Here is a 26,715-nt window from a genome sequence, read left to right as displayed (position 1 = left end):
TCGTGCATCCAACCCATGTTCCACTTGTACCCGAAGCCGAGGCCGCCGAGATACGTAGGCCTCGAGACGCCGGGCCACGCCGTCGACTCCTCGGCGATCATCACCACGCCGGGGTGCCGCCGATAGACGGTCGCGTTCAGCTCCTGCAGGAACCGCACGGCGTCGAGGTTCTCCCGGCCGCCGTACTCGTTCGGCAGCCACTGGTCCGCGGGCCGCGAGTAGTCGAGGTAGAGCATCGACGCGACGGCGTCCACGCGCAGACCGTCGAGGTGGAACTCCTCGATCCAGTACAGCGCGTTGGCGACGAGGAAGTTGCGGACCTCGTTGCGACCGAAGTCGAAGACGTACGTGCCCCAGTCGAGCTGCTCACCGCGCCGCGGGTCGGCGTGCTCGTACAGCGGGGTGCCGTCGAACTTCGCCAGTGCCCAGGCGTCCTTCGGGAAGTGCGCGGGCACCCAGTCGACCAGCACGCCGATGCCGCGCTGGTGCAGCGCGTCCACGAAGTACCGGAAGTCGTCGGGCGTGCCGAACCGCGAGGTCGGCGCGTAGTACGACGTGACCTGGTAGCCCCACGAACCGCCGAACGGGTGCTCGGCGACGGGCAGCAGCTCGAGGTGCGTGAAACCCATGTCCTCGCAGTAGTCCGCGAGCTCCGTCGCGAGCTGCCGGTAGCTCAGGCCCGGCTTCCACGAGCCGAGGTGCACCTCGTAGATCGACATCGGCGCGTTCGCCCACTGCGTGGCCGCGCGCCGGGCCGTCCACTCCGCGTCCTGCCACTGGTACTCGGACCGCGTGACGACCGAGGCCGTCTGCGGCGGGACCTCCGTGGCGAACGCCATCGGGTCCGCCTTCTCGTGCCACACGCCGTCCTGGCCGAGGATGCGGAACTTGTACCGCGAGCCCGCCACGACGTTCGGCAGGAAGACTTCCCACACGCCGCTGGAACCCATGGAGCGCAACGGGTTCGCGCGCCCGTCCCAGCCGTCGAAGTCGCCCGTCACGCGCACACCGCGTGCGTTGGGCGCCCACACCGCGAACGAGACACCGGAGACGTCACCGTTGACCGTTTCGTAGCAGCGGACGTGAGCGCCCAGCACGTCCCACAGCCGCTCGTGCCGGCCCTCGCGGATCAGGTGCAGGTCCAGCTCCCCGACCGTCGGCAGCCACCGGTACGGGTCGTCGACCTCGACGGTGCGGCCGCCGTCGTAGGTCACCAGCAGGCGGTAGTCGCCGGGCGCCTCCGGCAGCTCGCCCTCGAAGAGCGCGTCGGCGATCCGCGGCAGCTCGACCTGCTTGTCGCCCCACGACACCGCGACCGACGTCGCGCCGGGCCGCAGCGCCCGTGCCACGACCTGGTCGCCGACGGTGTGCACGCCCAGCACCGAGTGCGGGTCGTGGTGCGCGCCTGACAGGAGTCGGTCCAGGTCGGCCTTCACGGCTTAGTCTCCTCCAGAAGTCATCCGGGCGATCGACGACAGGGGAACCGTCAACCACTCCGGCCTGTTGGCGTGCTCGTAAGCGACCTCGTAGACCGCCTTGTCCAGCTCGAACGCGCGCAGCAGCTGCGCGTTGTCCCGCGGGTCGGCCGCCACCTCGGCGTAGCCGTCGCAGAACGCCGCCCGGTTGCGCTTCGTCCACTCCATCGCGCGGTAGGCGAGCTGGTCGTCGTCGGGCTGGCCGACGAGCAGCTGCCGTGCCGCGTAGTCGAACGACCTCAGCATCCCCGCCACGTCGCGCAACGGCGACCTCAGCGCGTTGCGCTCGGCGACTCCCGCCGCCGGCTCGCCCTCGAAGTCGATCAGCAGCCAGCCGTGCACGGTCCGCAGCACCTGACCGAGGTGCAGGTCGCCGTGGACGTGCTGGATCGGGATCTGCCCGATGTGCTCGCGGGCCTCCGCGAACGCGGCGCGCAGCGGCTCCTCGTACTGCCCGAGCTCGGGGACCGCCTCCGCGACCTCGTCCAGGCGGCGCAGCATGCCCGCGACGGCCTGGTCGGCCGCGTCCTCGTCGGAGACCTGCGTGCCCAGCGCCTCCGCCAGGTCGGCGTGGACCTTCGCCACGGCGTGGCCGAGCCGTTGGGCCTCGCCGGCGAAGTCGCCGCCCACCTCGGACGCGTGCAGGTCGGCCTCTGCCATCAGGTCGCGGACCGACGTCTTGGCCATGTCCCAGCCCTCGACCGCGTCCGGCAGGAACTCCTGCAGCATCGCGAGCGTGACCGGGTCGCCGTCGAGTTCCGTCGAGATCGAGCCGAGCGGCTGGGCGATGTGCTCGCAGCCGACGGACCGCAGCGCCCGGTGCATCACCAGGTCGCGGTTCTCGCCGCGCGCGAGCTTGCGGAAGAGCTTGAGGATGTACTGCTGGCCGTAGATCAGCGACGTGTTGGACTGCTCCACGCCGATGGGCCGCCCGCGCAGGCCCGTGTGCAGCTCGGTGCCGGGCTCGTGCGCGAAGACGATGCCGTCCACGGCGTGCCCGGACGCGATCCGGTCGAGCAGGACGCCGTTGTGCTCGGGGTCGAGCAGCACGTCCCAGGCGCCGGTGCTCAGGCTGAGCGCGCCCTGGTAGTTCTCGGTGCGGCCCGGCTGCTCGACCTCGAAGATCACGTGCACCAGGTCGCCGACGACCGTCGTCCTGAGTGGACGGACGGCCGTGATCGGCCTGTCCTTGCCGCCGAACCACCTGGCGTGGGGCAGCAGATCGGGCAGAGAGGCGACCAGCTTGTCGACTAGCTCGTGGGGATCGATCACGCTTTCACCTCATCTCGCTGTCGTCGCCCGCCTCTACCAGCTGGAACCAGTAGAAACCGTGACCGGGAAGGGTCAACAGGTAGGGGAGTTCCCCGATCGCGGGGAACTTGACACCTCCCGTGAGCTCCAGCGGCGTGTAGTCGCGGTGCTCGGAGAGGTCCAGCTCGACGGGTTGCGGGAAGCGCGACAGGTTGTTCACGCAGAGCACGATGTCCTCGCGTCCGTCGGGCCGCTTCCACAGCCGCTTGAACGCGAGCACGCTCGGGTTCGAGCCGCCGAGCTCGCTGAAGTCGCCCTCGGCGAACGCGTGGTGCTGCTTGCGCACCTCGATCATGTGCCGGGTCCAGTTGAGCAGCGACGTCGAGCTGTTGAGCTGCGCCTCGACGTTCAGGCCCTGGTAGCCGTAGACCGGGTCCATGATCACCGGCAGGTAGATCCGGCCGGGGTCGCAGCTCGAGAAGCCCGCGTTGCGGTCGGGTGTCCACTGCATCGGTGTGCGGACGGCGTCGCGGTCCTGCAACCAGATGTTGTCGCCCATGCCGATCTCGTCGCCGTAGTAGAGGACGGGTGAGCCCGGCAGCGACAACAGCAGCGCGGTGAACAGCTCGTGCTGGTTGCGGTCGTTCTCCAGCAGCGGGGCGAGCCGCCGGCGGATGCCGATGTTCGCCTTCATCCGCGGGTCCTTGGCGTACTCCGAGTACATGTAGTCGCGCTCTTCGTCGCTGACCATCTCGAGCGTGAGCTCGTCGTGGTTGCGCAGGAAGATGCCCCACTGGGCGTTCTCGGGGATCGACGGCGTCTGCGCCAGGATCTCCGAGATCGGGAACCGCGACTCGCGCCGCACCGCCATGAAGATGCGCGGCATCAGCGGGAAGTGGAACGCCATGTGGCACTCGTCGCCGCCGACCTCCGGGTCGCCGAAGTACTCGACCACGTCCGACGGCCACTGGTTCGCCTCGGCGAGCAGCACCCGGCCGGGGAACTCGTCGTCGACGACCTTGCGGCACTTCTTCAGGAACTCGTGCGTGCGCGGCAGGTTCTCGCAGATCGTGCCCTCCTCCTCGAAGAGGTAGGGCACGGCGTCGAGGCGGAACCCGTCGATGCCGAGGTCGAGCCAGAACCGCAGGATGTCGAGCATCGCCTCCTGCACTTCCGGGTTCTCGTAGTTGAGGTCCGGCTGGTGGCTGAAGAAGCGGTGCCAGAAGAACTGCCCGCGAACGGGGTCGTAGGTCCAGTTCGACGTCTCGGTGTCGACGAAGATGATCCGCGCGTCGGAGTAGCGCGAGTCGTCGTCGCTCCAGACGTAGTAGTCGCCGTACGGGCCCGTCGGGTCCTGACGGGACTGCTGGAACCACGGGTGCGCGTCGGAGGTGTGGTTGAGCACGAGGTCCGTGATCACCCGGATCCCTCGGCGGTGCGCCTCCTCCAACAGGTAGACGAAGTCCTCGACGGTGCCGAACTCCGGCAGGACGGCGCGGAAGTCGCTGATGTCGTACCCGCCGTCGCGCAACGGCGAGGCGTAGAACGGCGGCAGCCAGAGGCAGTCGACGCCCAGCCACTCCAGGTAGTCGAGGCGCGACGCGAGACCTCTGAGGTCGCCCGTCCCGTCGCCGTTGGAGTCGCTGAACGCGCGGACGAGCACCTCGTAGAAGACGGCGCCCTTGAACCAGCTCGGGTTCGCCGATGCCGGCTGGGCCGACTTGAAGTCCTCGGCCTGGGGCTCGACCAGCATGCCGTCGTCGTCGATGGCTTCGCCGGTGTGCGGAATGCCCTCCAGCCCGAGCGCAGCGTCGGGACGGGACTCGTCGACCATGATGCCCACCTCGTCGGGGGTTGTGCGGTTGATCAGCTGAAACGGCGCTGCAGGCTCACGACGTGCGCGGTGGCACGCCAGGGTTCGAGGCGGATGAAGTTGGCCTGACCCCAGTCCCACGTCTCACCGGTGACCTCGTCGTGCGCGATCACCCGCTCGTGCCAGTCGAACCCGAGCTCGGGCAGGTCGAGGTACAGAGTCCCCTCCTGCGAGTTGTTCGGGTCGAGGCTGACCACCACGACGACCGTGTCGCCCGTCTCCGGATCACGCTTGGAGTAGGCGACCAGCGCGTCGTTCTCGATGTGCTGGAACTTCAGCGTGCGCATCTGCTGGAGCGCTGGATGCGCCCTTCGGATGTGGTTGAGCTTGCGCAGCCACGGTTCGAGCGAGCGCCCGTCCGCGAGTGCGCGGGCGTAGTCGCGAGGCCGCAGCTGGTACTTCTCGGAGTTGAGGTACTCCTCGCTGCCTGGCTTCACGGCCTCGTGCTCGAACAGCTCGTAGCCGCTGTACACGCCCCACGTGGGGGACAGCGTGGCCGCGAGGGCCGCGCGGAGGCCGAACATCGCGGGGCCGCCGTGCTGCAGCGACTCGTGCAGGATGTCCGGGGTGTTCACGAAGAGGTTCGGCCGCGCCTCGTCCCAGTGGTCGCGGAGGTCCTCGCCGAACTCGACCAGCTCCTGCTTGCTCGTCCGCCACGTGAAGTACGTGTAGGACTGGGTGAAGCCGAGCTTCGCGAGGCCGTAGAGCCGCGCGGGACGGGTGAAGGCCTCCGCCAGGAACAGCGTGTCCGGGTAGACCTCCTTGACCTTCCAGATCAGCCACTGCCAGAAGTCCGGCGGCTTGGTGTGGGGGTTGTCGACCCGGAAGATCCGCACCCCGTGCTCGGCCCAGTACAGGACCACGCGCAGCACCTCGTGGTAGAGGCCCTGCGGGTCGAGGTCGAAGTTGATGGGGTAGATGTCCTGGTACTTCTTGGGCGGGTTCTCCGCGTAGGCGATCGTGCCGTCCGGCTGCGTCGTGAACCACTCCGGGTGCTTGAGCACCCACGGGTGGTCCGGCGCGCACTGCAGCGCGAAGTCGAGCGCCACTTCCAGGCCCAGGTCCTTCGCCCGCGCGACGAGCGCGTCGAAGTCCTCGATCGTGCCGAGCTGCGGGTGGATGGCGTCGTGCCCGCCCTCGTCCGCGCCGATCGCCCACGGTGACCCCGTGTCGTCGGGACCGGCGACGAGCGTGTTGTTGGGACCCTTGCGGTTGACCCGGCCGATGGGGTGGATCGGCGGGAAGTAGACGACGTCGAAGCCCATCGCGGCGACGCGGTCGAGCTCCTTGGTCGCCGTGGCGAACGTGCCGTGGACCGCCTGACCGGTCTCGTCGATCCCGCCCGTGCTGCGCGGGAAGAACTCGTACCAGGAGCCGTACGCGGCCTTCTCGCGGTCGCACCAGATCTTGTGCGTCTTGCCCTTGGTGACCAGCTCGCGCACCGGGTGCTCGAACATGATCTTCTGGACGTCGGCGGCGAAGGCCGGCGCGACGCGCTCGTTCAGCGGGCGGTCCTCGTCGCGCAGCGCTTGCGCCGCGGTCATGAGGAGTGCTCGGTTCTGCCTCCGATCGGGGCGGCGTGCCACCCGATCGAGTAGCTGGGCGCCGATCTCCAGGTCGTTCGCGAGGTCACCGGGACCCTGCCCCGCCGCGATCTTCACCGAGACGGCGTGGTTCCAGGTGGCCCAGGGGTCACTCCACGCGTCCACGCGGAACGTCCACGCGCCTTCGGCGTCCGGGACGATGGTCGCGGCCCACCGGTCGAGACCGATCCCGATCTCGTGCATGCGCGTCTGGCGAGCGACCCGGTCGTCCGGCCCACGCCACGTCACAGTCGCGGCGAGTCTGTCATGACCCTCTCGCCACACCGTGGCTTCCACCGGAACGTGTTCTCCCACAACGGCTTTGGCTGGATACCTGCCAGCCGAGACCACCGGGGAAACATCGTCGATACCGAGCCGTCCACTCATCGGCAGCGCCCTTCCGCCGTGTCGGTCCGCGTCGCCTGTAATCCTGCCTTGGTGGATCAAGCCGCTTGTCAGCGGGTTGCCCTAGTGGATCCGTACCCACCTGCGGTCGATCGCACACCTCCGGTCGCTTGTGTGTCCAGGGTCTCCCGGCCACAACGCGGGCACTTCGCGTCCTCCCCCAGTGGACCCCTTCCGTGATATTCACAGGGTTACGAGGGTGCTACGGGTACCGTGCCCGCGTGAACAAGGTTGGCGACCGCTACGTCCTGCTCGACGAGCTCGGCGCTGGAGCGATGGGCGTCGTGTGGCGCGCACGGGACGAACTCCTGCACCGGGAAGTGGCGGTCAAGCAGCTGCTTCTCACCGAAGTTCAGCCGAACGAGTTCCACGAAGCGGTCCAGCGGGCGATGCGCGAGGGCCGCATCGCCGCGCGCCTGCAGCACCCGAACGCGATCGCCGTGTACGACGTCGTGACCGAGAACGGCAAGCCGTGCCTCGTCATGGAGTACCTGCCGTCCCGCAACCTGTCGTCGATCCTGAGCGAGCGCGGCACCATGCCCGCCCAGGAGGCCGCGCGGATCGGCTCGCTGGCCGCCTCGGCGCTGGCCGCCGCCCACAACGTCGGCATCGTGCACCGCGACATCAAGCCCGGCAACGTCCTCATTGGACGAGAAGGCGCAGTCAAGATCACCGATTTCGGCATTTCGCGTGCTTTGGGCGATGTGGCCGTCACGAAGACGGGCATGCTCGCCGGCACGCCCGCCTACCTGGCGCCGGAGCTGGCCAGGGGCGCCGAGCCCGCGCCGCCGTCGGACGTGTTCTCGCTCGGCGCGACGATCTACGCGATGACCGAGGGCGAACCGCCGTTCGGCAAGAGCACCAACGACCTGGGCCTGCTCTACAAGGTCGCCCGCGGCGAGACCCGCCCGCCGACGCGCTCGGGCCCCCTGACCGGCCTGCTGACCCGGCTGCTCGCGAACGAGCCCTCGCAGCGCCCGAGCGCGGCCCAGGCGGCGGCGGAGCTCAAGGCGATCGCGGCGGGCGTCCCCGTCCCGGCCACCCGGGTCATCCCGCCGCGGCCGATGACCCCGCCCTCCGGCACCGCCGTGATGCCGTCGGGTCCCGGTACCCAGGCTCCGCGCACGATGCCGCCGCAGGGCCCGCGCACCGCACCGCCGCGCACCGTGCCGCCCCGCACCCGGCCGCCGGCACCGCTGCCCGAGCCGTACGACGAACCGGAGCCCCGCAAGAGCCGCGGCCTCGCCGTCGTCGCCGCGGTCCTGGGCGTCCTGCTGGTCGCCGGCCTGACGTACGCGATCGTGCAGGCCAACTCGGACGACGACAAGACGGCGGGTCCCGGCCCGACGAGCCCGACCACCTCGGAGCAGACCGAGGCGAACACCCCGGCCCCGACCTCCGAGACTCCCAGGCAACAGCCCACCCAGAAGCCCCCGGCGTCGCAGACCTACCAGAGCCAGCCGCCGTCGTCGAAGCCCCCGGCCACGAAGTTCACGGTGGCCCAGGTCGCGCAGTTCGTGAAGCAGCACTACGCGAAGCTGCCGGCCAACGTCGCGGGCGCCCGTGCCGACTGGGACCCCAAGCAGGCGCCGTCCCTCGCCTCCGAGCAGGAGTACTGGGGCGCGTACTCGAAGGTCGCCGCCAAGGGCAACCCGCTCGTGGAGGCAGGCGACGACGGGACCTTCGACGTCACCCAGGCGCTGGAGCTGACCGGGAAGGACGCGGAGAAGCCCACGACCGCGGAGCACACGCTCGAGATCTCGGGCAAGGGCGAGAAGCTGCTGATCACGGGCGAGCAGAAGGGGTGATCGGCCCGGTCGCGTAACGGCAGCTCACGGCGCCTCTCCGTCTTGACCGGTTCTGCAAGTCGTTGCAGGTCTGGCCGGGAACGTTGTCAGGCCCCCGAGGGCGGCAGGTAAGTTGCCTCGTCATGCGAGCACTTCGCCGGTTCACCGTCCGAGCCAGCCTGCCGGAGCCCCTGTCCGCGCTGAGCACGCTCGCCACCAACCTGCGCTGGACGTGGCATCCGCCCACGCAGGACCTCTTCGCCTCGATCGACTCCCGTGTCTGGTCCGAGGTGGGTGGCGACCCGTTGCGCCTGCTCTCCGTCGTCGACGCGGGGAAACTGGACTCACTCGCGAGAGACGAGCAGTTCCTGCTCAAGCTCCACGCGCTCGCGAGTGACCTGGAGCGCTACGTCCACGGCCCGCGCTGGTACCAGCGCCGCCAGGAGGAGATCGCCGGGCGCCGCGAGCACGGGGCACCCGACACGCCGTTGCCGACGAGCGTCGCGTACTTCTCGATGGAGTTCGGCGTGCACGAGGCGCTGCCGAACTACTCGGGAGGTCTCGGCATCCTCGCCGGCGACCACCTCAAGGCGGCCTCCGACCTGGGCGTTCCGCTGATCGCGGTCGGCCTGCTCTACCGGTCGGGCTACTTCCGCCAGTCGCTGTCGCTCGACGGGTGGCAGATCGAGCACTACCCGGTCCTCGACCCGCGCGGCCTGCCGCTGGAGCTGCTGACCGAGCCGTCCGGGCTGCCGCTGCTGGTGCACGTGGCCATGCCGGGCGACCGGATGCTGCGCGCGAAGATCTGGAAGGCCCAGGTCGGACGCATCCCGTTGCTGCTGCTCGACTCGGACGTGGAGCAGAACGACGACGACCTGCGCGGCGTCACCGACCGGCTCTACGGCGGCGACCAGAACCACCGGATCCGCCAGGAGATCCTCGCGGGCATCGGCGGCGTGCGCGCCGTCCGGACGTTCTGCGAGCTCACCGGGCACCCGCAGCCCGAGGTCTTTCACACGAACGAGGGACACGCGGGCTTCCTCGGCCTCGAGCGGATCCGCGAGTACATCACCAACGACGGTCTCGACTTCGACCAGGCGCTCACGGCCGCGCGCGCCGGTGCCGTGTTCACCACGCACACGCCCGTGCCCGCCGGCATCGACCGCTTCCCCGTCGACCTGGTCCAGCACTACTTCGGCGCCGAGAACCTCGTCCCCGGCGTGAACACCCAGCGCATCCTCGCGCTGGGCGCCGAGGACAACCCCGGCATGTTCAACATGGCGCACATGGGCCTGCGGCTCGCCCAGCGCGCGAACGGCGTGTCCAAACTGCACGGTGAGGTCAGCCGGGACATGTTCCGCGGCCTCTGGCCGAGCTTCGACACCACCGAGGTGCCGATCGGGTCGGTCACCAACGGCGTGCACGGGCCGACGTGGGCCGCGGCCGAGATGAGCAAGCTGCTGGGCGCGTCCGAGTCAGACACTGTGGACAACAAGACGGGTCTCGGCATCGGCGCGTTCGAGCCGGTCACCGACTCGGGCCTGTGGGAGCTGCGCAGCACGTTGCGCGGCCGCCTGGTCACCGAGGTCCGCCGGCGGCTGCGCGAGTCGTGGTTGCAGCGCGGCGCGTCGGCGCTGGAACTCGGCTGGACCGACTCGGTGTTCGACCCGGCCGTGCTGACCGTGGGCTTCGCACGGCGCGTGCCGACGTACAAGCGCCTCACGCTGATGCTGCGCGACCCGGAGCGGTTGCGTTCGTTGCTGCTGCACCCCGAACGGCCCGTGCAGCTCGTCGTCGCGGGCAAGTCGCACCCGGCCGACGACGGCGGCAAGGCGTTGATCCAGCAGATCGTGCGCTACGCCGACGACGCGGGCGTGCGGCACCGGATCGTGTTCCTGCCCGACTACGACATGTCCATGGCCCGGTACCTGTACTGGGGTTGCGACGTGTGGCTGAACAACCCGATGCGCCCCCTCGAAGCGTGCGGCACCTCCGGCATGAAGGCGGCGTTGAACGGCGGCCTCAACCTGTCCATTCGTGACGGTTGGTGGGACGAGCTCTACGACGGTTCCAACGGCTGGGCCATCCCGACCGCGGACGGCGTCACCGACCCGGTCCGCCGGGACGACCTGGAGGCCAACGCGCTGTACGACCTGCTCGGTTCGCAGGTCGCGCCGCTGTTCTACGACCGCGGCGAGGACGGCGTGCCGACCCGCTGGATGTCGATGGTCCGGCACACGCTGGCCTCGCTCGGCCCGGTCGTGCAGGCCTCGCGCATGGTCCGCGAGTACGTGGAGACCTACTACGCGCCGGCCGCGGCGTCCGCCCAGAACGTCATCGGCGACGGCTACCACGGCGCGAAGGAGCTGTCCTCCTACCGGCACCGGCTGCGCGCGTCCTGGACGCGGGTGCGGGTGCTCGACAGCGACCTGGTGCTCGGCGGCTCGTCCGTGCCGGTGCTGGGCGCGCCCGTCATCGTGCGGGCGCGGGTCGAGCTGGCCGGCCTGGAACCGTCCGAAGTGGACGTCCAGGTCGTGCTCGGCAAGGTCTCCCACGACTCCGACGAGCTCAGGGACATCGTGACCGCGCCGATGAGCTACGCGGGCAACGGCAACTACGAGGCCGAGGTGCCGCTGCCGCACGCGGGAGCGCTCGGCTACACCGTGCGCGTCCTGCCGAGGCACGGCCTGCTGGCCTCCCCGGCGGAGCTCGGCAGGGTCGTGCTGGCCGGCTGACCCGGTCCCCGGAAACAACTCAGGGCATCCAGCCCGCCCGCGCAGGGCGGACTGGATGCCCTGATGCGTTCGTCTTCCTCGTTCGCCGGTGACTGCTCGTGACCTGTTCCCGGCGCGGTTCGATTCAGTCTCCTCCCTCGTTCGAATGAGCCGCTTTCCAGTGGGTGAATTCGTGAACTCCGCTGGTAGGACCTGGTGAGCGGGCTTACGATTCGCTGCGTGGAATGAACCGCACCAGGATTTTCCGACGGTTTTTGGCGCGGCTCCAGCGAATGCGATTCACGCTTCGAGGAAGAAGGTGGCCGTGAAGAAAGCGATTACCGCACTCTCGCTCGTCGCAGCTCTGTTCACCTCGTCATCGGTTCCGGCCACCAGCGCGTCGCCCGCCGCGCCCGAGCCCCCGGCCGCCTGCGCCGGTCTCGTCCAGGACTTCGCGGCCAAGCTCAAGCAGGCCGTCGGCGCTCTCGTGCCCACGCCGAACACCGCCGCGGTGAAACCGCTGATCGGGGACCTGCTCGTGCTGCTGACGGCGATGCAGAACGCCGGGTGCATCCCGTCGCCACCGGTGAGCCCGCCCAGCGCGCCGTCACCGGCGAAGGCGCTCGAGTCCGACGCTCCCCCCGAGCAGTGCCTGGCGGCCGTGCTGAACGTGATCTCGGGAGTCGCGGGTCTCGGCGCCGCGGTGCTGGAAGGCGCGGACGCCGCCAAGATCACCGAACTGCTGAAGGCGCTGCTCCAGACCGTCAACGACACGCTGGGCAAGTGCGGTCTGCCGGTTCCTCCCGGCGGCATGCCGGCGATGCCGCCCGCGGTCGGCTGATCCCGGCGATCAGCTGATCTCCAGGCGGGCGCGGGTCGCCGCCACCCGTGGGCTCCAGCCCGCGAGCTCGTGCGCCTCGGCCGCGAACTCGCGGGCCTTCGCGTTGTTGCCGTCGGCCATCCACGCCCGTGCGATGGTGATCAGGTCGTCGGCACGTCCGAGCGCGGTCTCGCTCGACTCGGCGGCGGACCCCGCGAGCTGCCGCGCCTTGGCGGTATCGCCCTCGATCAGCGCCATGACCGCCAGCGTCCCGTTCGCCCGGTGCTTCGGGTACCCGGCCTCGTAGGCGTTGCCGAGCATGCTGCGCGCCGTCTCCAACCCGACCTCGGCCGGGAACTGCCCGGCCTCCACCGCCTGCACGGCGACCCCGGCCGTGGTGGCCATGATCAGCGCCAGCTCGCGCGTGCCGAGGTCCTGCCGCCCGTTCAGCCCGATGACGGTCTGCAACGCGTCGAGGTACCGCTCCCGCGCACACGTGGTGACGACCTTGAGCCCGACCACCGTGAGCAGGTCGGGGTGGTCCACCACCAGCTCGTCGTGGATCCGCTCGGCCTCGTCGAGGTCACCGCGGTGGTAGGCGTCCATGCCGGCCAGCACCCGAGGCCGCGCCTCCAGCTCCTCCAACGGCCGCCCCGACAGCTTCGGCAGCGTGAAGACGAACCAGCCGAGACTCGTGTTGCCGGGCTGCTCGACGGGTACCAGTTGAAGCAGGAAACAAGCGGTCGCCGCCAGCGCCAGGCCCTTGCCGAACGCCGACCCGGTGGCGAGCCACGTGAGCGCCACGACCACGGCGCAGAAGAAGATCGCGAACGCCCCGGTGAGAACGGTCCGCCGCCGCACCCCCGGCTTCAGCCCGGTGATGCCGATGGTGGCGAGCACGGGGATGGTGCGCAGCACGACCCGCCGGTTCGTCCAGGTCCACGACTTGAGCTCGCCGCCGACGCCGATGATCACGTGCGTGATCCGCAGTCCGAAGAGGACGGCCCCGAGCGCGAGCCCCGCCTGGGGCGCGGTCAGTGCCAGCAGCAGGCCGACGAACGCTCCCGCCAGGCCTAAGAGGAAACCGGAGAGGGTCCAGGCGATCGTGCCGGCCACCACCAGGGCCGTCGCGACCCAGCGCACAACTGTCACGGTCTCCAGACGCTACCTGTGGGGGAGCGGTTCCACGCCAAGATCGCGGAACCGCCCTGGGGTGTGCGTCTCAGGTGGGCCGTCAGACCACCGGCTGCGACCCGCCCTGCACCACCGGCAGCCCCGCCGCCCGCCACCCCCGGAACCCGCCCACCAGGTCCGTGGCGTTCGCCAGCCCGATCCGCTGCAGGTCCCGCGCCGCGAGCGACGACGCCCAGCCCTCGTTGCACACCACGACGACGGTCGTGCCGGCGTCGAAGCCGGGCATCCGCCACTCGCCGGCCGGGTCGAGCCGCCACTCCAGCACGATCCGCTCGACCGCCACGGAGTTCTCGATCTCGCCCTCTGCCAGCCTGTTGTGCGCGGGCCGGATGTCGACGACCAGCGCGTCCTCCAGCCCGTGCAGCTCGTGCGGTTCCAGCCGCGACAGGTGCGAGCGGGCCTCCTCGAGAATCGCGTCGACCTTGCTCACGGGCCCTCCTGGTCGGCCAGCCGGCGCAGCTCCGACAACGGCAGGCGTTGCGCGGGCAGCGGCGGGATCGCGTCGGGGATGTCGAGCAGCGACGCGTACTCGCGCGTCGGCACCAGCGGCGGGGAGTAGGCGTGGACGGTGGCGGCCGGGCCGTCGAACGGGTTCAGCACCTGGTGCGCGCGGCCCGAGCCGAAGCCCAGCGCGTCGCCGGTCTCGCGCACCGCCGAGCGGATCGGGCCCGCCGGGTAGCGGTAGTCCTCCCGCAGCCTGCCGGTCAGCACCGTGAACGACCCGGCCGAACCGCCGTGGTCGTGCGGTTCGGTGCCCTGGCCCGGCAGCCACGACAGCAGCCACAGCTCCACGCCCTCGGTCAGGCCGAGGCGCGCCCACCAGCGGCGTTCCGGCGTGTAGTCGAGGATCGAGAGCAGGCCCGTCGTGAGCTCGCTCGCCACGTAGGAGGTGAGGTCGCGCAGCTCGCGCGGCGTCCACAGGGACCGGGACGGGTGGATCACGTCCCGCAGCAGCCGGCTGTCCAGCGCCGGGTGCAGGTCGAATTGATCTTGGTCGGCAAACGTCGAAGTCACCGGGTTCGCTCCTGATGCCACGTGGGTACGGGGTAGCGATCAAGACGCGACGCAGGGCGCCTCAGCGCGTGCGTCGCGTCGAGCTACACCCGCACGACGCCACGAGCACGAGGTCGATCGTGCGGTCGGTCCAGCAGTAGACGACCACGAACCTGATGGTGCCAGACCTTCTCGGAGGGTGGCTAGAGCGTCCACCTGGTGGTCCGCCGTGTTGACACGAAAGCGGTCAGCGGGGCACGCGCAGCAACAACAGCGACCGCGCCTCGACCACCACCTTCGCCCGAGGTGCCAGCGAACCGGGCGCCGCGGGGGAGCCGTCCGCCGTCGTCGTGTCGAGGAACAGCTCGTACGACGGCCCGTACCGCTCGTGCGGCAGCGTCACGGTGACCGCCTCCGCGCCGGCGTGCATCAGCAGCAGCCACGAGTCGTCCGACACCAGTTCGCCGTCCCGCGTGCGCGAGAGGCAGTTGGAGCCGTCGATGAACATGCCGAGCGTGCGGCGCCCCTCGTCGAACCAGTCGGTCTCGGCCATCTCGCGGCCGTCCGGCCGGAACCACACCAGGTCCGGGTTGCCGCTGGGTGTCGTGCGGGCCTCGAAGAACTCCGGCTGCCGCAACGCCGGTGAGGACGCGCGCAGGTCGATCAGGCGCTGGGTGAAGCCGAGCAGCGCCTTGCCCGCCTCGGTCTCCGTCCAGTCGACCCACGACACGGCGTTGTCCAGGCAGTAGGCGTTGTTGTTGCCGCCCTGCGTGCGCCACATCTCGTCGCCCGCGACGATCATCGGCGTGCCGGTGGACAGCAGCAGCGTCGCGAGCAGGTTGCGCGCCTGCTTGGCGCGCAGCGTGAGGACCTCCGGGTCGGACGTCTCACCCTCGGCGCCGCAGTTCCACGAACGGTTGTCGTTCGTGCCGTCGCGGTTCTGCTCGCCGTTCTCCTCGTTGTGCTTGTCGTTGTACGACACCAGGTCACGCAACGTGAACCCGTCGTGCGCGGTGATGAAGTTGATCGACTGCCACGGCCGGCGCAGGTCGTCCGCGTAGAGGTCGCTCGACCCGGACAACCGGTAGGCGAGGTCGCGCACCGACGTGTGGCCGCGCCAGAAGTCGCGGACCGTGTCGCGGTAGCGGCCGTTCCACTCCGCCCACTGCATGCCGAAGTCGCCGACGCGGTACCCGTCGCCCGTCGCGTCCCACGGCTCGGCGATCAGCTTCGCGCGGCACAGCACCGGGTCCGTCGTGATGGCCGTGAGCAGCGCCGAGTCGCGGTCGAAGAAGCCGCCGCCCGGCCTGCCCATGGTCGAGGCGAGGTCGAACCGGAACCCGTCGACGCCCATCTCCTCCGCCCAGTACCGCAGCGAGTCGGTGACCAGGCGCACGACCTGCGGCGACCCGGCGTCGAGGGTGTTGCCGCAGCCGGTGATGTCGACGGTGCTGCCGCCGCCCGCGTGCAGGTAGTAGCCCGGCGCGTCGAACCCGCGGAAGCAGATCGTCGGCCCGTCCGGCCCGCCCTCGCACGTGTGGTTGTAGACGACGTCGATCAGGACCTCGATGCCCGCCGCGTGCAGGGCCGCGACCATCGTCCTGAACTCCTGGACCTCGTTGCCCGGCTCGCTCGCATACCCCGCGTGGGGCGCGCAGTAGCCGAGCGGCGAGTAGCCCCAGTAGTTGCACGCACCCCTGCTGATCAGCGACGGCTCGTCCTGGAACGCCTGGACGGGCAGCAGCTCGACCGAGGTGACACCGAGCCGGGTCAGGTGCTCGATCGCCGCCGGGTGCGCGAGCCCCAGGTACGTGCCGCGCAGCCGCTCCGGGATGTCCGGGTGGTTCTTCGTGAAGCCCTTGACGTGCAGCTCGTAGATGACGGCCTCTTCGAACGGCACCTCGGGCTTCACACCCGTGGCGGCGCCGCCCGGCGAGCTCACGACGCTCAGCGGCACGCTGCCGAGCGAGTCGACGGCCGAAGGCGGCCCGTGCATCGGGTCGCCCACGTACCCGAGCGACGCCTCCAGGTTCGTGATCCTGCCGGTGATCTGCCGCGCGTATGGGTCGACCAGCAGCTTCGCCGGGTTGCAGCGCAGCCCGCGGCCCGCGTCGTACGGCCCGTGCACGCGGAAGCCGTACTTCTGGCCGGGCGTGACGCCGGGCACGAGACCGTGCCACACGCCGAACGTCCGTTCGGTCAGCTCGACCCGTTTCTCGGAGCCGTCGTCGCCGACCAGGCACACCTCGACCGCGTCGGCGACGTGGGACGTCACCGCGAAGCGGACACCACCGGCCTCGGCGTGCGCTCCCAGCGGGAACGGACGGCCTGCCAGCACCTCGGACTCGGGTCGGGTAGCCATGCCCCCGATCTTGGCATCCGCCACCGACAAAAAACTTGAGGGTTCACACAGGCGGCGCAGCGACCCCCGGCCCGTCGCGAGGGACACCCCGATGGAGGACCCGCGGATGGTCGTTGGGAACAATGGAGCCGTGGCGGACGTCGACGTGACAGATCTGGTCGTGCACATGGCGGGCGTATCGGTCCGTCGAGGGAAGAACACGCTGGTCGGAAACATCGACTGGAGCGTGGAGCTGGACGAGCGCTGGGTGGTCCTCGGCCCCAACGGGGCGGGCAAGACGACCCTGCTGCGCCTCTCCAGCGCCGAGCTGCACCCGACCAAGGGCAAGGTCCACCTCCTGGGTGAACGTCTGGGCAAGACCGACGTCCAGGAGCTCAAGCCCCGGATCGGCCTGTGCTCCGCGGCGCTGAACGGCCGCGTGCCCGCCGACGAGAAGGTCGTCGACGTCGTCGTGTCGGCCGGCTACGGCGTGCTCGGCCGGTGGCGCGAGGAGTACGGCGAGCAGGACACCGGCCGCGCCCGCGAGCTGCTCGGCACGCTCGGCATCGAGCACCTCGCCGACCGCCTCTACGGCACGCTGAGCGAGGGCGAGCGCAAGCGCACGCTGATCGCCCGCGCCCTGATGACCGACCCCGAGATGCTGCTGCTCGACGAACCCGCCGCGGGCCTCGACCTCGGCGGCCGCGAGGACCTCGTGGCGAAGCTCACCGAGCTCGCGATGGACCCGGACGCGCCCGCGATGGTGCTGGTCACGCACCACGTCGAGGAGATCCCGCCGGGCTTCACCCACGCATTGCTGCTGCGCGAGGGCTCGGTCGTCGCCCAGGGCCTGCTGGAGGACACCCTCACCGAGGAGAACCTCTCGAAGACCTTCGGTCAGGACCTGGAGCTGCAGAAAGCGGGAGACCGCTTCTTCGCACGCCGCAAGGTCTGACAAGCTACTGCCGGGTAACGTGACACTGCGGTCGCGACAACGTAGGAGGGCACCCAAGTGGCTGAGTTCGTGAGGCTCGAGGTGGAGGACGGGATCGGCACGATCCGCCTGGAGCGGCCGCCGATGAACGCCCTGAACCGGCAGGTGCAGACCGAGCTGCAGGCCGCCGCCAAGGAGGCCTCTGAGCGCGCGGACGTCTACGCGGTCATCGTCTACGGCGGCGAGAAGGTCTTCGCGGCCGGCGCGGACGTCAAGGAGTTCGCGCAGATCTCCCACGCCGAGATGACGCTGCGGGCCAAGGGCCTGTCGGACGCGCTCGGGGCGCTCTCCACCATCCCGAAGCCGACCGTGGCCGCGATCACGGGCTACGCGCTGGGCGGCGGCTTCGAGGTCGCGCTCGGCTGCGACCGCCGCATCGCCGGCGACAATGCGAAGGTCGGCCAGCCCGAGATCCTCCTCGGCCTGATCCCCGGCGGCGGCGGCACGCAGCGCCTCGCCCGGTTGATCGGCCCGTCGAAGACCAAGGACCTGCTCTACACCGGCCGGTTCGTCGGCGCCCAGGAAGCGCTGGAGATCGGCATGGTCGACGAGGTCGTCGCACCCGACGACGTGTACGCGGCCGCGGTGCGCTGGGCGAAGCAGTTCGTGAACGGGCCGGTGCTCGCCCTGGCGGCGACCAAGGCCGCCGTCGACGGAGGCCTCGACACCGACCTGGAGTCGGGCCTGAAGCTCGAAAGCCACCTGTTCGCGGCGTTGTTCGCGACCGAGGACAAGAAGGCGGGCGTCGAGTCGTTCATCGCGAACGGGCCCGGAAAGGCGAAGTTCAGTGGCAACTGATCCGGCACCCAACCCGCACGCGACGGCGGAAGAGGTCGAGGCGGCCTACAGGGACACCAAGCTCGCGCAGGTGCTCTACCACGACTGGGAAGCGGGCACGTACGACGAGAAGTGGTCGATCTCCTACGACGAGCGCTGCATCACCTACGCCACGGACCGGTTCCGCGCCGCCGCCGGTGACGTCGGACCGTACGAGCACGCGCTCGAACTGGGCTGCGGCACGGGTTTCTTCCTGCTGAACCTCATGCAGGGCGACGTGATCAAGAAGGGCTCGGTCACCGACCTCTCGCCCGGCATGGTCGAGGTGGCGCTGCGCAACGCCGAGCACCTCGGTCTCGACGTGGACGGCCGGGTCGCCGACGCCGAGCGGATCCCGTACGACGACAACACGTTCGACCTCGTCGTCGGCCACGCGGTGCTGCACCACATCCCCGACGTGGAGGCGGCGATGCGCGAGGTGCTGCGCGTGCTGAAGCCCGGCGGCAAGTTCGTGTTCGCGGGCGACCCGACGAACATCGGCAACTTCTACGCCCGCAAGCTCGGCCAGGCGACGTGGTGGCTGACCACCACCGTCACCAAGGCCGTGCCCGCGCTGGGCGAGTGGCGCCGTCCGCAGGAGGAGCTCGACGAGTCCTCTCGCGCCGCCGCGCTCGAAGCCGTCGTCGACCTGCACACGTTCGACCCGGACCAGCTGGAGGCGACGGCCAGGCGCGCCGGTGCCGTCGGCGTCCGCGCGGTGACCGACGAGCTGTCCGCCGCGCTGTTCGGCTGGCCGGTGCGCACGTTCGAGGCCGCCGTGCCGCGCGAGAAGCTGGGCTTCGGCTGGGCGATGTTCGCCTACCGCACCTGGCAGAACCTCTCGTGGGTCGACCAGAACGTGCTGTCGAAGGTCCTGCCGCGCGAGGTCTTCTACAACGTGTCGATCACCGGCGAGAAGTCTTCCTGAGTTGGGATACGCGTTCACCTCGTCCGACGTGGCGTTCCTGCGTTCCGACGCCGGAGTCGCCGCGCTGGCCGAGGTGGACGCGTTGCCCTTCACCGACGCTTCTCGGTTGCACGACGTCGGTGTGGCCCGCAAGCTGCTGGGCGAGTCGTTCGCCCCGGTCGTGGAAACCGTGCTGCTGCGCCGCCGGGCAGCGTCCAAACTGGACTCCTCGTCGTCGTGGCTCTTCACCGACGACGCTCTGCAGCAGGCCACGGCGTCCGCTGTCGCCCGGCACCGCGCCGCACGGTTCGCCGGCCGCGACGTCCACGACGTCACGTGCTCGATCGGCGCGGACCTCTTCGCGTTGAGCTCGGTGGCTTCCCGTTGCGTGGGCTCGGACCTCGATCCGGTGCGGCTCGCCATGGCGCGCAACAACGTCCCTGGTCAGCTGGTCGTGCAGGCCGACGCCCTGCGGCCCGTGTCCCGCGCCGGTGCCGTCACCGCGGACCCCGCCCGTCGCGACTCCTCCGGCCGTCGCAAGTGGAACCCCTCGGACTTCCTGCCACCGCTGGACGAGCTGTCGTCCGTCTACGCGGGCGTCGACCTCGCGGTGAAGTGCGCTCCCGGCATCGACTTCGCGGTGGCTCCCTGGGCCGACGAGATCGAGGTCGTGTCGCTCGACGGCGCGGTCCGCGAGGCCTGCCTGTGGACGCGAGGCCTTGCCGCACCAGGGGTTTCACGCCGCGCGTCCGTCCTGCACGGCTCTTCGTCGTGGACGATCACCGACGCCGAACCCGACGACTGCCCGGTCGCCCCGCCCGGTGAGTGGCTCGTCGACCCGGACGGCGCCGTCGTCCGCGCGGGCCTGGTGCGCCACTACGCGGCCCGCCACGGCCTGTGGCAGCTCGACGAGCGCATCGCCTACCTGAGCGGTTCCGTGCCGCCTCCGGGCATCCGCGCGTTCCGCGTGCTCGAACACGGCCACTACGCGGAGAAATCCCTCAAGTCGCTGCTGAAGACCCGCGGCGTCGGCCGGCTGGAGATCCTGGTGCGCGGCCTCGACGTCGACCCGAACACGTTGCGCAAGCGCCTGAAGCTCTCCGGCCCGTCGGAGGCCACCGCCGTGCTCACCCGCGTCGGGTCAAGGCCGGTCTTCCTGCTGTGCCAGGCTGAACGCACCTAGCGCCAGGTCGAGCCGCGCCTCGTGGTGGCCGGGCCGCAGCCGCTTCCCCTGCGTCAGCGTGGCTATGCCGTGCAGGGTGCTCCAGAACAGCTCGGTCAACGTCTCCAGGTCCCTCCCGCCCTTGACGGGTTCGACCGCCGCGACGAGCTCGCCGAACGCGTCGCGCAGTTCCTGGGGCACGTCGTCGGTGCCGAACGGGATGTCGACCCGCTGCACGAACATCGCGTCGTAGAGCGCCGGCCGTTCCCGCGCGAACTCCAGGTACGCCTCCGCGGCGGCGCGCAGCCGTGACCCACCTTTCTCCGGACGGGCTTTGCGCAGCTGCCTGGCCAGCTCACCGGCACCCTGGATCGCCACCGCGCGCACGATCGCGTCCTTGCCCTTGAAGTGGCTGTAGAGCACCGGCTGGCTGTACTCGACCTTGTCGGCGAGCCTGCGCGTGGTGACCGCGTCCCAGCCTTCCTCCTCCGCCAGCTCACGAGCGGCGTCGATGATCAGCTGATGGCGTTCGGCACGCTCGCGCTCACGCCGGTTCTGGATGCTCACGAGCTAAATCTAGCACCGCTAGACATCCGAGCGCTCGCTCTGTTAGCGTCGCTCCATCACCTAGCAACGCTAGATTTCCTGGAGGATGAAATGCGGATCACCACGGTCCTGTCGTGGCTCGTCGTGCTGGCGGGGTTCGTCTTCGGCCTGAACTTCCTGCTCAACGGCGACGGCGCGGCAGCGGGGTTCGGCACCACCGACCCGGGCGCGTTCTACGTCGTGAAGGGCGTCCGCGACCTCGCCTACGCCCTGACAGCACTGATCCTGCTGCTGATGGGGCACCGACGAGCACTGGGCTGGGTGGTCCTGGCCGACTCGATCATCCCGATAGGCGACTGCTTCGCCGTCATCACGCACGGCGGCTCGGTGGGCTACGCGCTCGCGGTGCACGGCTCCGCGGCCGTGCTGGTGCTGCTCACCGCCGGGTTGCTGCTCCGGGAGAAAGCGCCCGCACGGCCTGAGCCAGTCCCGAGTCGCTGATCTCGCAGAGCAACAGCCCGGTCAGCACGTGGAACGCCCGGCTCAGCTCGTCCGGATGCGTCGACAGAGCGACCGTCCCGGTGAACGCGGAGGCATCCCGCAGGTCGTCCAGCCCACGCCCCTGCACCGCGTTGACGCCCTCCGCCAGGCAGCGCAACGACATCACGTGGTCGCGCATCCCGTTGAGCATGTGGAGCGCCTGCCACACCCGCCCGCGCGCGATCGACGACCGCACGTGCAGCCCGTGCAGCCAGGCGAGCCCGATGAGCTCGGCACGATCCGGCTGGGGCGACTGCGGCAGTTCGTTGGCGTCACCGAACAGCAGCCGGAACGTCGGCCCCGTCGCGCCGAACTCGGACGAAGGCCAGAACGCGAGGTCCACCTGCAGCGTCGAGCGCATCAGGAAGACGCGGAAGAGCACCGAACCGTGCCGCACGTCGACATGGCCGACCGCGTCGCACACGTACAGCAACGCGGTCCAGTCGGTCACCACCGCGTCCATGTCGCGGTCGACGGAGAGTGCGAAGTCGATGTCCGACCAGCGGTCTTCCCCGCCCACGGCGGCCGAGCCCGTCAGCGCCGCCCCGACCACGCGCGGGTCGATCTCCGCGGCGTTGACGAGGTCGCGGCGCAGCTGGTCGCGTTCGTGAACCGGGAACACCGCCCCACTTTATTGGCTGCGGCTCGAGGGGCCGACGAAGGTGGTTCCTGTCATGCCTGCGACAGGAACCACCTCCGCTCGAGCGAGCTACCCGAGGGCCACCGCGAAGACGTGCATGTCGCCGTCCTCCGGCAGCACCACGGAAGCCAGCGTCTTGCCCTCCGGTGCCGCGTACGTCTTCGTCGCGAAGATGTGCGTGGCCACCTTCTCACTGCCGCCGCCGAGCTGGTTGCGGTACGGCGTGTTCGCGACGATCACGTTGCCGTAGCTCGGTGCCGCCCCGCCGCCGCCCAGCGTCCAGTCGCTGAAGCCGATGTCCACCGACGCCGTGGTGCCGTCCGTGAACGTCACGGTGGCCGCCTTGGTCCGCGCCCCGTTCGCCGCCGAACCGACGAAGGCGAGGCGGGTGCCGGACAGGGTGAGCGTCTGCTTCGCCGCGGTCGCGTTGTCGGCGCGGCCGGGAGGCGAGGACGGCCAGGTGAACGTCAGGCCGTCGACGGTGCCGGTGCCGCCCGGCGGGAGCCCGGCCGCGGCCAGCGCCTCCCGCGAGTAGCTGTAGCCGCCGCCGTCGAAGTCGCCCTCGCCGGTGGCGTCGGCGGAGGCACCGACGTTGTTCACGGCGGCGAGCATGCTGCCAGCAGGCGCGACCTTCACCGTCTGCGGCAGGACGACCGGCTTCGCGGCGCCCTCCACGGTGACCGTGACGGTGATGTCGTAGAAGCCCTGCGGCGTCCCGGCGTCGGCCGACACCGTGAACTCGCCGGGCACGGTGCCGCTCACCGGCGTGAACTCCAGCGCGTCCGAACCGGTGATCGTGTACGTCGCCTTCGGGTCGCCGTCGTACAGCTTGACCGCGTTGACCTTCCCCGTCACGGACTTGCCCGGCTCGACGACGAGCTGGCGCGGTTCGACGGTGAGGTAGTACGGCTGGTCGTGCTTGATCGGCTGCTCGCCGTCGCGGAACGACGGAGGCGCGTCGGAAGCGCCCGTGCCCCACGTCGAAGGCGTCTTGCCGAGCACGAAGTCCAGCTTGCCGCCGCGTTCCACGAACGACTCGGGCAGCCACGTCTTCGAGGACGCGCGGCCGTTGACCTTCAACGACTGCACGTACTTCGTGGCGGTGTTCGCGCCGGGCGCGTTGATCGTGATGTCCTTGCCGCCGCCGCGGTTGATCTTCACCGACGTGAACAGCGGGCTGCTCAGCACGAGCTCGGCGCGTGACGGCACCTGCGGGTAGATGCCCATCGACGTGAAGACGAACCACGACGACATCGCGCCGAGGTCGTCGTTGCCGGGGATGCCGCCGGGGGCGTTCTTCCACAGCGTGCTGATCGTCTCGCGCAGCGTCTCCTGCGTCTTCGCCGGCTGGCCCGTGTAGTTGTAGAGCCACGGCACGTTCACCGACGGCTCGTTGTCCAGTTCGGACTTCGCGCCGCCCTGGCCGGTGAGGGCCCAGCTGCCGTCGGCGTTGTGGAAGAAGTCGTCGAGGCGCTTGTTGGCGCGGTCCTTGCCGCCCAGCGACTCCACGAGCCCGGCCACGTTGTGCGTGACCATCCACGTGTACTGGGCGCTGCTGCCCTCGACGAACCCGTTGCCGGTGTCGGGCGTGAAGTCCTTGACCCACGTGCCGTCGGCGTTGCGGTTGCGGATGTAGCCGCCGGTCCTGTCCGCCACGGGGTCGAAGTTGTTCTGCCACCACTGCGCGCGTTCGGCGAAGGTCTTGGCGACCTTCCTGTCGCCCGTGCGCTCGGCGAGCTGGCTGATCGCGAAGTCGGCCGCGGAGATCTCCAGGGTCTCCGCCGCACCACCCCACGCGTTCGACACGGACGGCATGTACTCGTTCTGCAGGTACTTGTCGAGCGACGGCCGCTGCCCGACCGACATGACGGCCCAGCCGTCCTTGCTCAGGTCCAATGCCGTGGGCACGGTCGCGGCCTTCACCAACGACTTCAGCGACGACCTGATGTCATACCTGTCGCCGCCGAACGCGGAGATCGCCGCCAGTGCGATCGGCGCGGGGTCGCCGTTCATGACGTGCGTGCCGCCGCCGTTGTGCGTCCAGCGGTCCCAGACGCCGTTGTTCTGGTCGGCCTGGTTGAGCAGCGACTGCGCGATGTCCGACCCGATCTGCGGCTCCAGCAGCGTGAGGAGCTGCAGCTGCGAGCGGTAGATGTCCCAGCCGGAGAACGTGCCGTACTGGGCCTTCTGCCTGCTCCTGTCGATCCTGTGGACCTTGCCGTCGAACCCGGCGTACTCGCCGTTGACGTCGCTGAAGAGGTTGGGGTGCAACAGGGAGTGGTACAGCGCGGTGTAGAACCTGGTCCGCTCGTCATCGGAGCCGCCGCCGACCTCGATGCGCTTGAGCTGCTTCTGCCACGCGATGTACGCGTTGTCCCGCATGTCCTCTATGGACTGACCCTTGTTCTCCGCCTTCAGGTTCTGCTTGGCGTTGTCCAGGCTCACGTAGGAGATGCCGACCTTGACGCCGACCTGGCTGCCGGGCGCGAAACCGAGGTAGGCGCCGGAACCCTTGCCCAGCACCGGCCAGCCGTTCGTGCCGTACGTCGTGCCGCCCCGGGCGCTGGTGCCGCCGGGCGTGACAACGTTGTCCTGGTACGTGCCGACCTCGGTGAACGCCTGGTCGAACTCCGCCACGAAGTGCAGCGTGTAGTAGCTGCGGCGGCCGACCTGGTTGATGTAGCCGCAGAAGTTGCCGCTCGTGACGCTGCCGGTGATCGTCCGCTTGTCCTTGTCGATCACGGTCTGCGCGTCGCTCGAGCCGACCTGCGACTTGGAGGTGTTGATCAGCACCGTCGCCGGCTTGTCGGCGGGGAAGCTGAACCGGGCGGCACCGGTGCGTTCGGTGGCGGACAGCTCGGCCTTCGCACCCGACTTGAGCGTCACGTCGTAGCGGCCGGGCTTGGCCACCTCGTCGGCGTGCGCGAACTCGCTGGCGTAGACGGCGTCGGTCGCGTCCGTGGTCGGCGACGTGGTGACGGCCCCGACGTGCGGGAAGATCGGGATGTCACCGCTTCCGCCCGCGCACCCCGTCCCGGACATGTGGGTGAGGCTGAAGCCGCGGATCTTCGTGGCGTCGTACCGGTACCCGCCGGGAGCCGCGGCGCGCAGGGTGTTGCCCCTGCTCGCCTCCGGGCTGAAGGAGAACATGCCGAACGGCACGACCGCGCCGGGGAAGGTGTTCCCGAGGTTGGTCGTGCCGATGAACGGGTTCACGTGTGCCGCCGGATCCGGCACCACCTGGACTCGGGGTTGAGCGGAGGCAGGGACCACTCCGAACGTCATGGCCGCCGCCACCGCAGCTGTCATGAGGACTCTTCGCTGCATGGTCGCGGACCCTACTTTCCGTGCGCGCCCAACCCCAGAGAGCGACGCGAAGTTGTCGTCAAACGGACAAGCGCTGCTCCATGAAGGACCTCAGCGCGGGCCAGTCGGTCTCCTCCGCGACCTCGACCTGGTGCTTTCCCCCGACGAGCGCACCCTCGTCGTCGATGTCGAGCCCGTGGACGGCGAGCTTCAGCGTGCCGGGCACGATCGCCTCCGCGACGGCCACCGCGTCGTGGACCAGGATGCCCTCCTCCCGGTGGGAGTGGTTCTGCTCCTGGTGGCGCGCGAGATAGGCCCTGTAGGTGCCGGTGAGGTTGCTCAGCACCGGGTCGACGTTCGCGAGGAACTCGGTGTCGGCGATGCACCGCTGGGTGAGGTTGAGCGGCACGATGATCGGGTTGCCCCTGCGGATGACGACCTGGGCGGCCTCGGGGTCGGCCCAGAAGTTGAACTCGGCCCGCGCCGTCGTGTTGCCGAGCCCGAGCCCGCCGCCCATGACGATCAGCCGCGGGAACTCGACGCCGGCCTCGATCGCCCTGGCGATGTTGGTGAGCGGCCCGATGGCGGCGACCACGGTGTCCGGAGTGAGGGTGTCGGCGAAGAACCGCGTGGGGTCGTCGCCCGCGATGGCCCGCGGGTTCTCCGGCAACGTGAGCGCCTGCCCGCCGAGCCCGTCCTCGCCGTGCACGTCCGCCGCGCCGCCCGTGCCCGCGCTGCCCTTGACCACGGGCACGTCGGTGCGGCCGAGGTGCGCGAGCAGCCGCAGGGCGTTGGCGGTGGTGAGCTCGAGCCCGACGTTGCCGAACACCGTGGTCAGGCCGACGAGGTCGACCTCGGGGCTGCGGGCCGCGAGCGCGATCGCGAACGCGTCGTCGACGCCGGGGTCGGTGTCGATGATGAGAGGAGTCGCCATGCCCCTCAGCCTGCCTCACGTCCCCTGGTGCGCGCCGCGCGCGACAGCAGAACCGTTTCCCGGTCACCGGCCGGCCGAAGTTAGAGTCTTCGTCCATGACTTCGATGTGGGGCGCTCCGGTCTGGACGCGCTGGGCCAGATCGCGCCGGGACCCGATGCAGGCGCGCTTCCTCACGCTGGCCTCCCTGCGCTGGGTCCTGCGCCACCGCGCCTACACCCCGTGGTACCTGGTCCGCTACTGGCGGCTGCTCAAGTTCCGGCTGCTCAACCCCCACGTGGTGCTGCGCGGCATGGTGTTCTTCGGAAGGCGCGTCGACGTCATGGCCCGCCCCGGCTACGGACGCCTGGAGATCGGGCGCTGGGTGCACATCGGCGACGGCAACGCCATCCGCTGCCACGAGGGGTCGTTGCGCATCGGCGACAAGGTCGTGTTC

20 protein-coding genes and 1 pseudogene are annotated in these 26,715 nt (G+C 70.0%); 9 read left to right on the top strand and 12 right to left on the bottom strand.

Annotated features, from left to right (window positions below; translation table 11 throughout):
* The 4 genes from glgB to VM306_RS15640 form a co-directional block, all read right to left on the bottom strand.
* Positions 1-1,436, bottom strand: a 1,436-nt coding sequence (gene glgB, locus VM306_RS15655; RefSeq protein WP_325515713.1) for a 1,4-alpha-glucan branching enzyme, incomplete at its 3' end; no start/stop codon positions are given.
* Positions 1,437-1,439: 3 nt separating this feature from the next.
* Complete coding sequence (locus VM306_RS15650; RefSeq protein WP_325515712.1) at positions 1,440-2,747, bottom strand: aminoglycoside phosphotransferase; 1,308 nt, start codon at positions 2,745-2,747, stop codon at positions 1,440-1,442.
* A 4-nt stretch (positions 2,748-2,751) separates the two neighbouring features.
* Positions 2,752-4,560, bottom strand: coding sequence for a maltose alpha-D-glucosyltransferase (gene treS / locus VM306_RS15645; RefSeq protein WP_325515711.1), 1,809 nt, complete (start codon positions 4,558-4,560; stop codon positions 2,752-2,754).
* 32 nt (positions 4,561-4,592) lie between these two features.
* The gene (locus tag VM306_RS15640; protein WP_325515710.1) at positions 4,593-6,569 is read right to left on the bottom strand and encodes an alpha-1,4-glucan--maltose-1-phosphate maltosyltransferase; all 1,977 of its coding nucleotides are present in this window, start codon (positions 6,567-6,569) and stop codon (positions 4,593-4,595) included.
* Between the two features lie 239 nt (positions 6,570-6,808).
* On the opposite strand from VM306_RS15640, the gene VM306_RS15635 reads away from it, so the two are divergent.
* The 3 genes from VM306_RS15635 (at position 6,809) to VM306_RS15625 (ending at position 11,929) form a co-directional block, all read left to right on the top strand.
* On the top strand, positions 6,809-8,395 hold the full coding sequence (locus tag VM306_RS15635; RefSeq protein ID WP_325515709.1) for a protein kinase domain-containing protein: 1,587 nt from the start codon (positions 6,809-6,811) through the stop codon (positions 8,393-8,395).
* 122 nt (positions 8,396-8,517) lie between these two features.
* On the top strand, positions 8,518-11,109 hold the full coding sequence (glgP, locus tag VM306_RS15630; protein WP_325515708.1) for an alpha-glucan family phosphorylase: 2,592 nt from the start codon (positions 8,518-8,520) through the stop codon (positions 11,107-11,109).
* A gap of 304 nt (positions 11,110-11,413) precedes the next feature.
* Complete coding sequence (locus VM306_RS15625; protein WP_325515707.1) at positions 11,414-11,929, top strand: hypothetical protein; 516 nt, start codon at positions 11,414-11,416, stop codon at positions 11,927-11,929.
* Between the two features lie 9 nt (positions 11,930-11,938).
* Here the strand turns inward: VM306_RS15625 and VM306_RS15620 are convergent, their stop codons facing one another.
* The 4 genes from VM306_RS15620 to glgX form a co-directional block, all read right to left on the bottom strand.
* The gene (locus VM306_RS15620; RefSeq protein WP_325515706.1) at positions 11,939-13,060 is read right to left on the bottom strand and encodes a hypothetical protein; all 1,122 of its coding nucleotides are present in this window, start codon (positions 13,058-13,060) and stop codon (positions 11,939-11,941) included.
* Positions 13,061-13,142: 82 nt separating this feature from the next.
* Positions 13,143-13,532 carry a rhodanese-like domain-containing protein gene (locus VM306_RS15615; RefSeq protein ID WP_325515705.1) on the bottom strand — a complete coding sequence of 130 codons (390 nt, stop codon included), beginning with the start codon at positions 13,530-13,532 and terminating at the stop codon, positions 13,143-13,145.
* A complete protein-coding gene (locus VM306_RS15610; RefSeq protein ID WP_325515704.1) occupies positions 13,529-14,116 on the bottom strand; it encodes a cysteine dioxygenase family protein in 588 nt (195 codons plus the stop codon). The genes VM306_RS15615 and VM306_RS15610 overlap by 4 nt, the downstream gene beginning before the upstream one ends.
* Before the next feature lie 226 nt (positions 14,117-14,342).
* The gene (gene glgX / locus VM306_RS15605) at positions 14,343-16,457 is read right to left on the bottom strand and encodes a glycogen debranching protein GlgX (protein ID WP_325515703.1); all 2,115 of its coding nucleotides are present in this window, start codon (positions 16,455-16,457) and stop codon (positions 14,343-14,345) included.
* Positions 16,458-16,563: 106 nt separating this feature from the next.
* Here glgX and VM306_RS15600 point away from each other — a divergent pair, with 106 nt between their 5' ends.
* From VM306_RS15600 to VM306_RS15585, 4 genes are read left to right on the top strand one after another with little or no spacing between them, the layout of a single operon-like run.
* Entirely contained in the window at positions 16,564-17,391 is an 828-nt protein-coding gene (locus VM306_RS15600; protein WP_325515702.1) for an ABC transporter ATP-binding protein, read from the top strand.
* Between the two features lie 57 nt (positions 17,392-17,448).
* Positions 17,449-18,228, top strand: coding sequence for an enoyl-CoA hydratase/isomerase family protein (locus VM306_RS15595; RefSeq protein WP_325515700.1), 780 nt, complete (start codon positions 17,449-17,451; stop codon positions 18,226-18,228).
* The gene (locus VM306_RS15590; RefSeq protein ID WP_325515698.1) at positions 18,218-19,174 is read left to right on the top strand and encodes a class I SAM-dependent methyltransferase; all 957 of its coding nucleotides are present in this window, start codon (positions 18,218-18,220) and stop codon (positions 19,172-19,174) included. The genes VM306_RS15595 and VM306_RS15590 overlap by 11 nt, the downstream gene beginning before the upstream one ends.
* Before the next feature lies 1 nt (position 19,175).
* Complete coding sequence (locus VM306_RS15585) at positions 19,176-20,336, top strand: THUMP-like domain-containing protein (RefSeq protein ID WP_325515696.1); 1,161 nt, start codon at positions 19,176-19,178, stop codon at positions 20,334-20,336.
* Here the strand turns inward: VM306_RS15585 and VM306_RS15580 are convergent.
* A complete protein-coding gene (locus VM306_RS15580) occupies positions 20,295-20,882 on the bottom strand; it encodes a TetR/AcrR family transcriptional regulator (protein ID WP_325515694.1) in 588 nt (195 codons plus the stop codon). The genes VM306_RS15585 and VM306_RS15580 overlap by 42 nt on opposite strands.
* Positions 20,883-20,972: 90 nt before the next feature.
* On the opposite strand from VM306_RS15580, the gene VM306_RS15575 reads away from it, so the two are divergent.
* A complete protein-coding gene (locus tag VM306_RS15575) occupies positions 20,973-21,362 on the top strand; it encodes a DUF4267 domain-containing protein (protein WP_325515692.1) in 390 nt (129 codons plus the stop codon).
* Here VM306_RS15575 and VM306_RS15570 read toward each other — a convergent pair.
* From VM306_RS15570 to VM306_RS15560, 3 genes are all read right to left on the bottom strand, one after another.
* Positions 21,298-22,023 carry a nucleotidyltransferase domain-containing protein gene (locus tag VM306_RS15570; RefSeq protein ID WP_325515690.1) on the bottom strand — a complete coding sequence of 242 codons (726 nt, stop codon included), beginning with the start codon at positions 22,021-22,023 and terminating at the stop codon, positions 21,298-21,300. The genes VM306_RS15575 and VM306_RS15570 overlap by 65 nt on opposite strands.
* 87 nt (positions 22,024-22,110) lie before the next feature.
* A complete protein-coding gene (locus tag VM306_RS15565) occupies positions 22,111-25,350 on the bottom strand; it encodes a GH92 family glycosyl hydrolase (protein ID WP_325515688.1) in 3,240 nt (1,079 codons plus the stop codon).
* A gap of 76 nt (positions 25,351-25,426) precedes the next feature.
* Positions 25,427-26,281 carry a nucleoside hydrolase gene (locus VM306_RS15560; protein WP_325515686.1) on the bottom strand — a complete coding sequence of 285 codons (855 nt, stop codon included), beginning with the start codon at positions 26,279-26,281 and terminating at the stop codon, positions 25,427-25,429.
* Between the two features lie 95 nt (positions 26,282-26,376).
* On the opposite strand from VM306_RS15560, the pseudogene VM306_RS15555 reads away from it, so the two are divergent.
* Positions 26,377-26,715 (top strand): annotated as a pseudogene (locus VM306_RS15555) (acyltransferase); the annotation flags it as partial.

It is taken from the genome of Lentzea sp., assembly GCF_035525475.1.
Taxonomy (GTDB): Bacteria; Actinomycetota; Actinomycetes; order Mycobacteriales; family Pseudonocardiaceae; genus Lentzea.
Note: the sequence above shows the minus strand (reverse complement) of the source record. Positions and strands in the feature narration are given on the sequence as shown.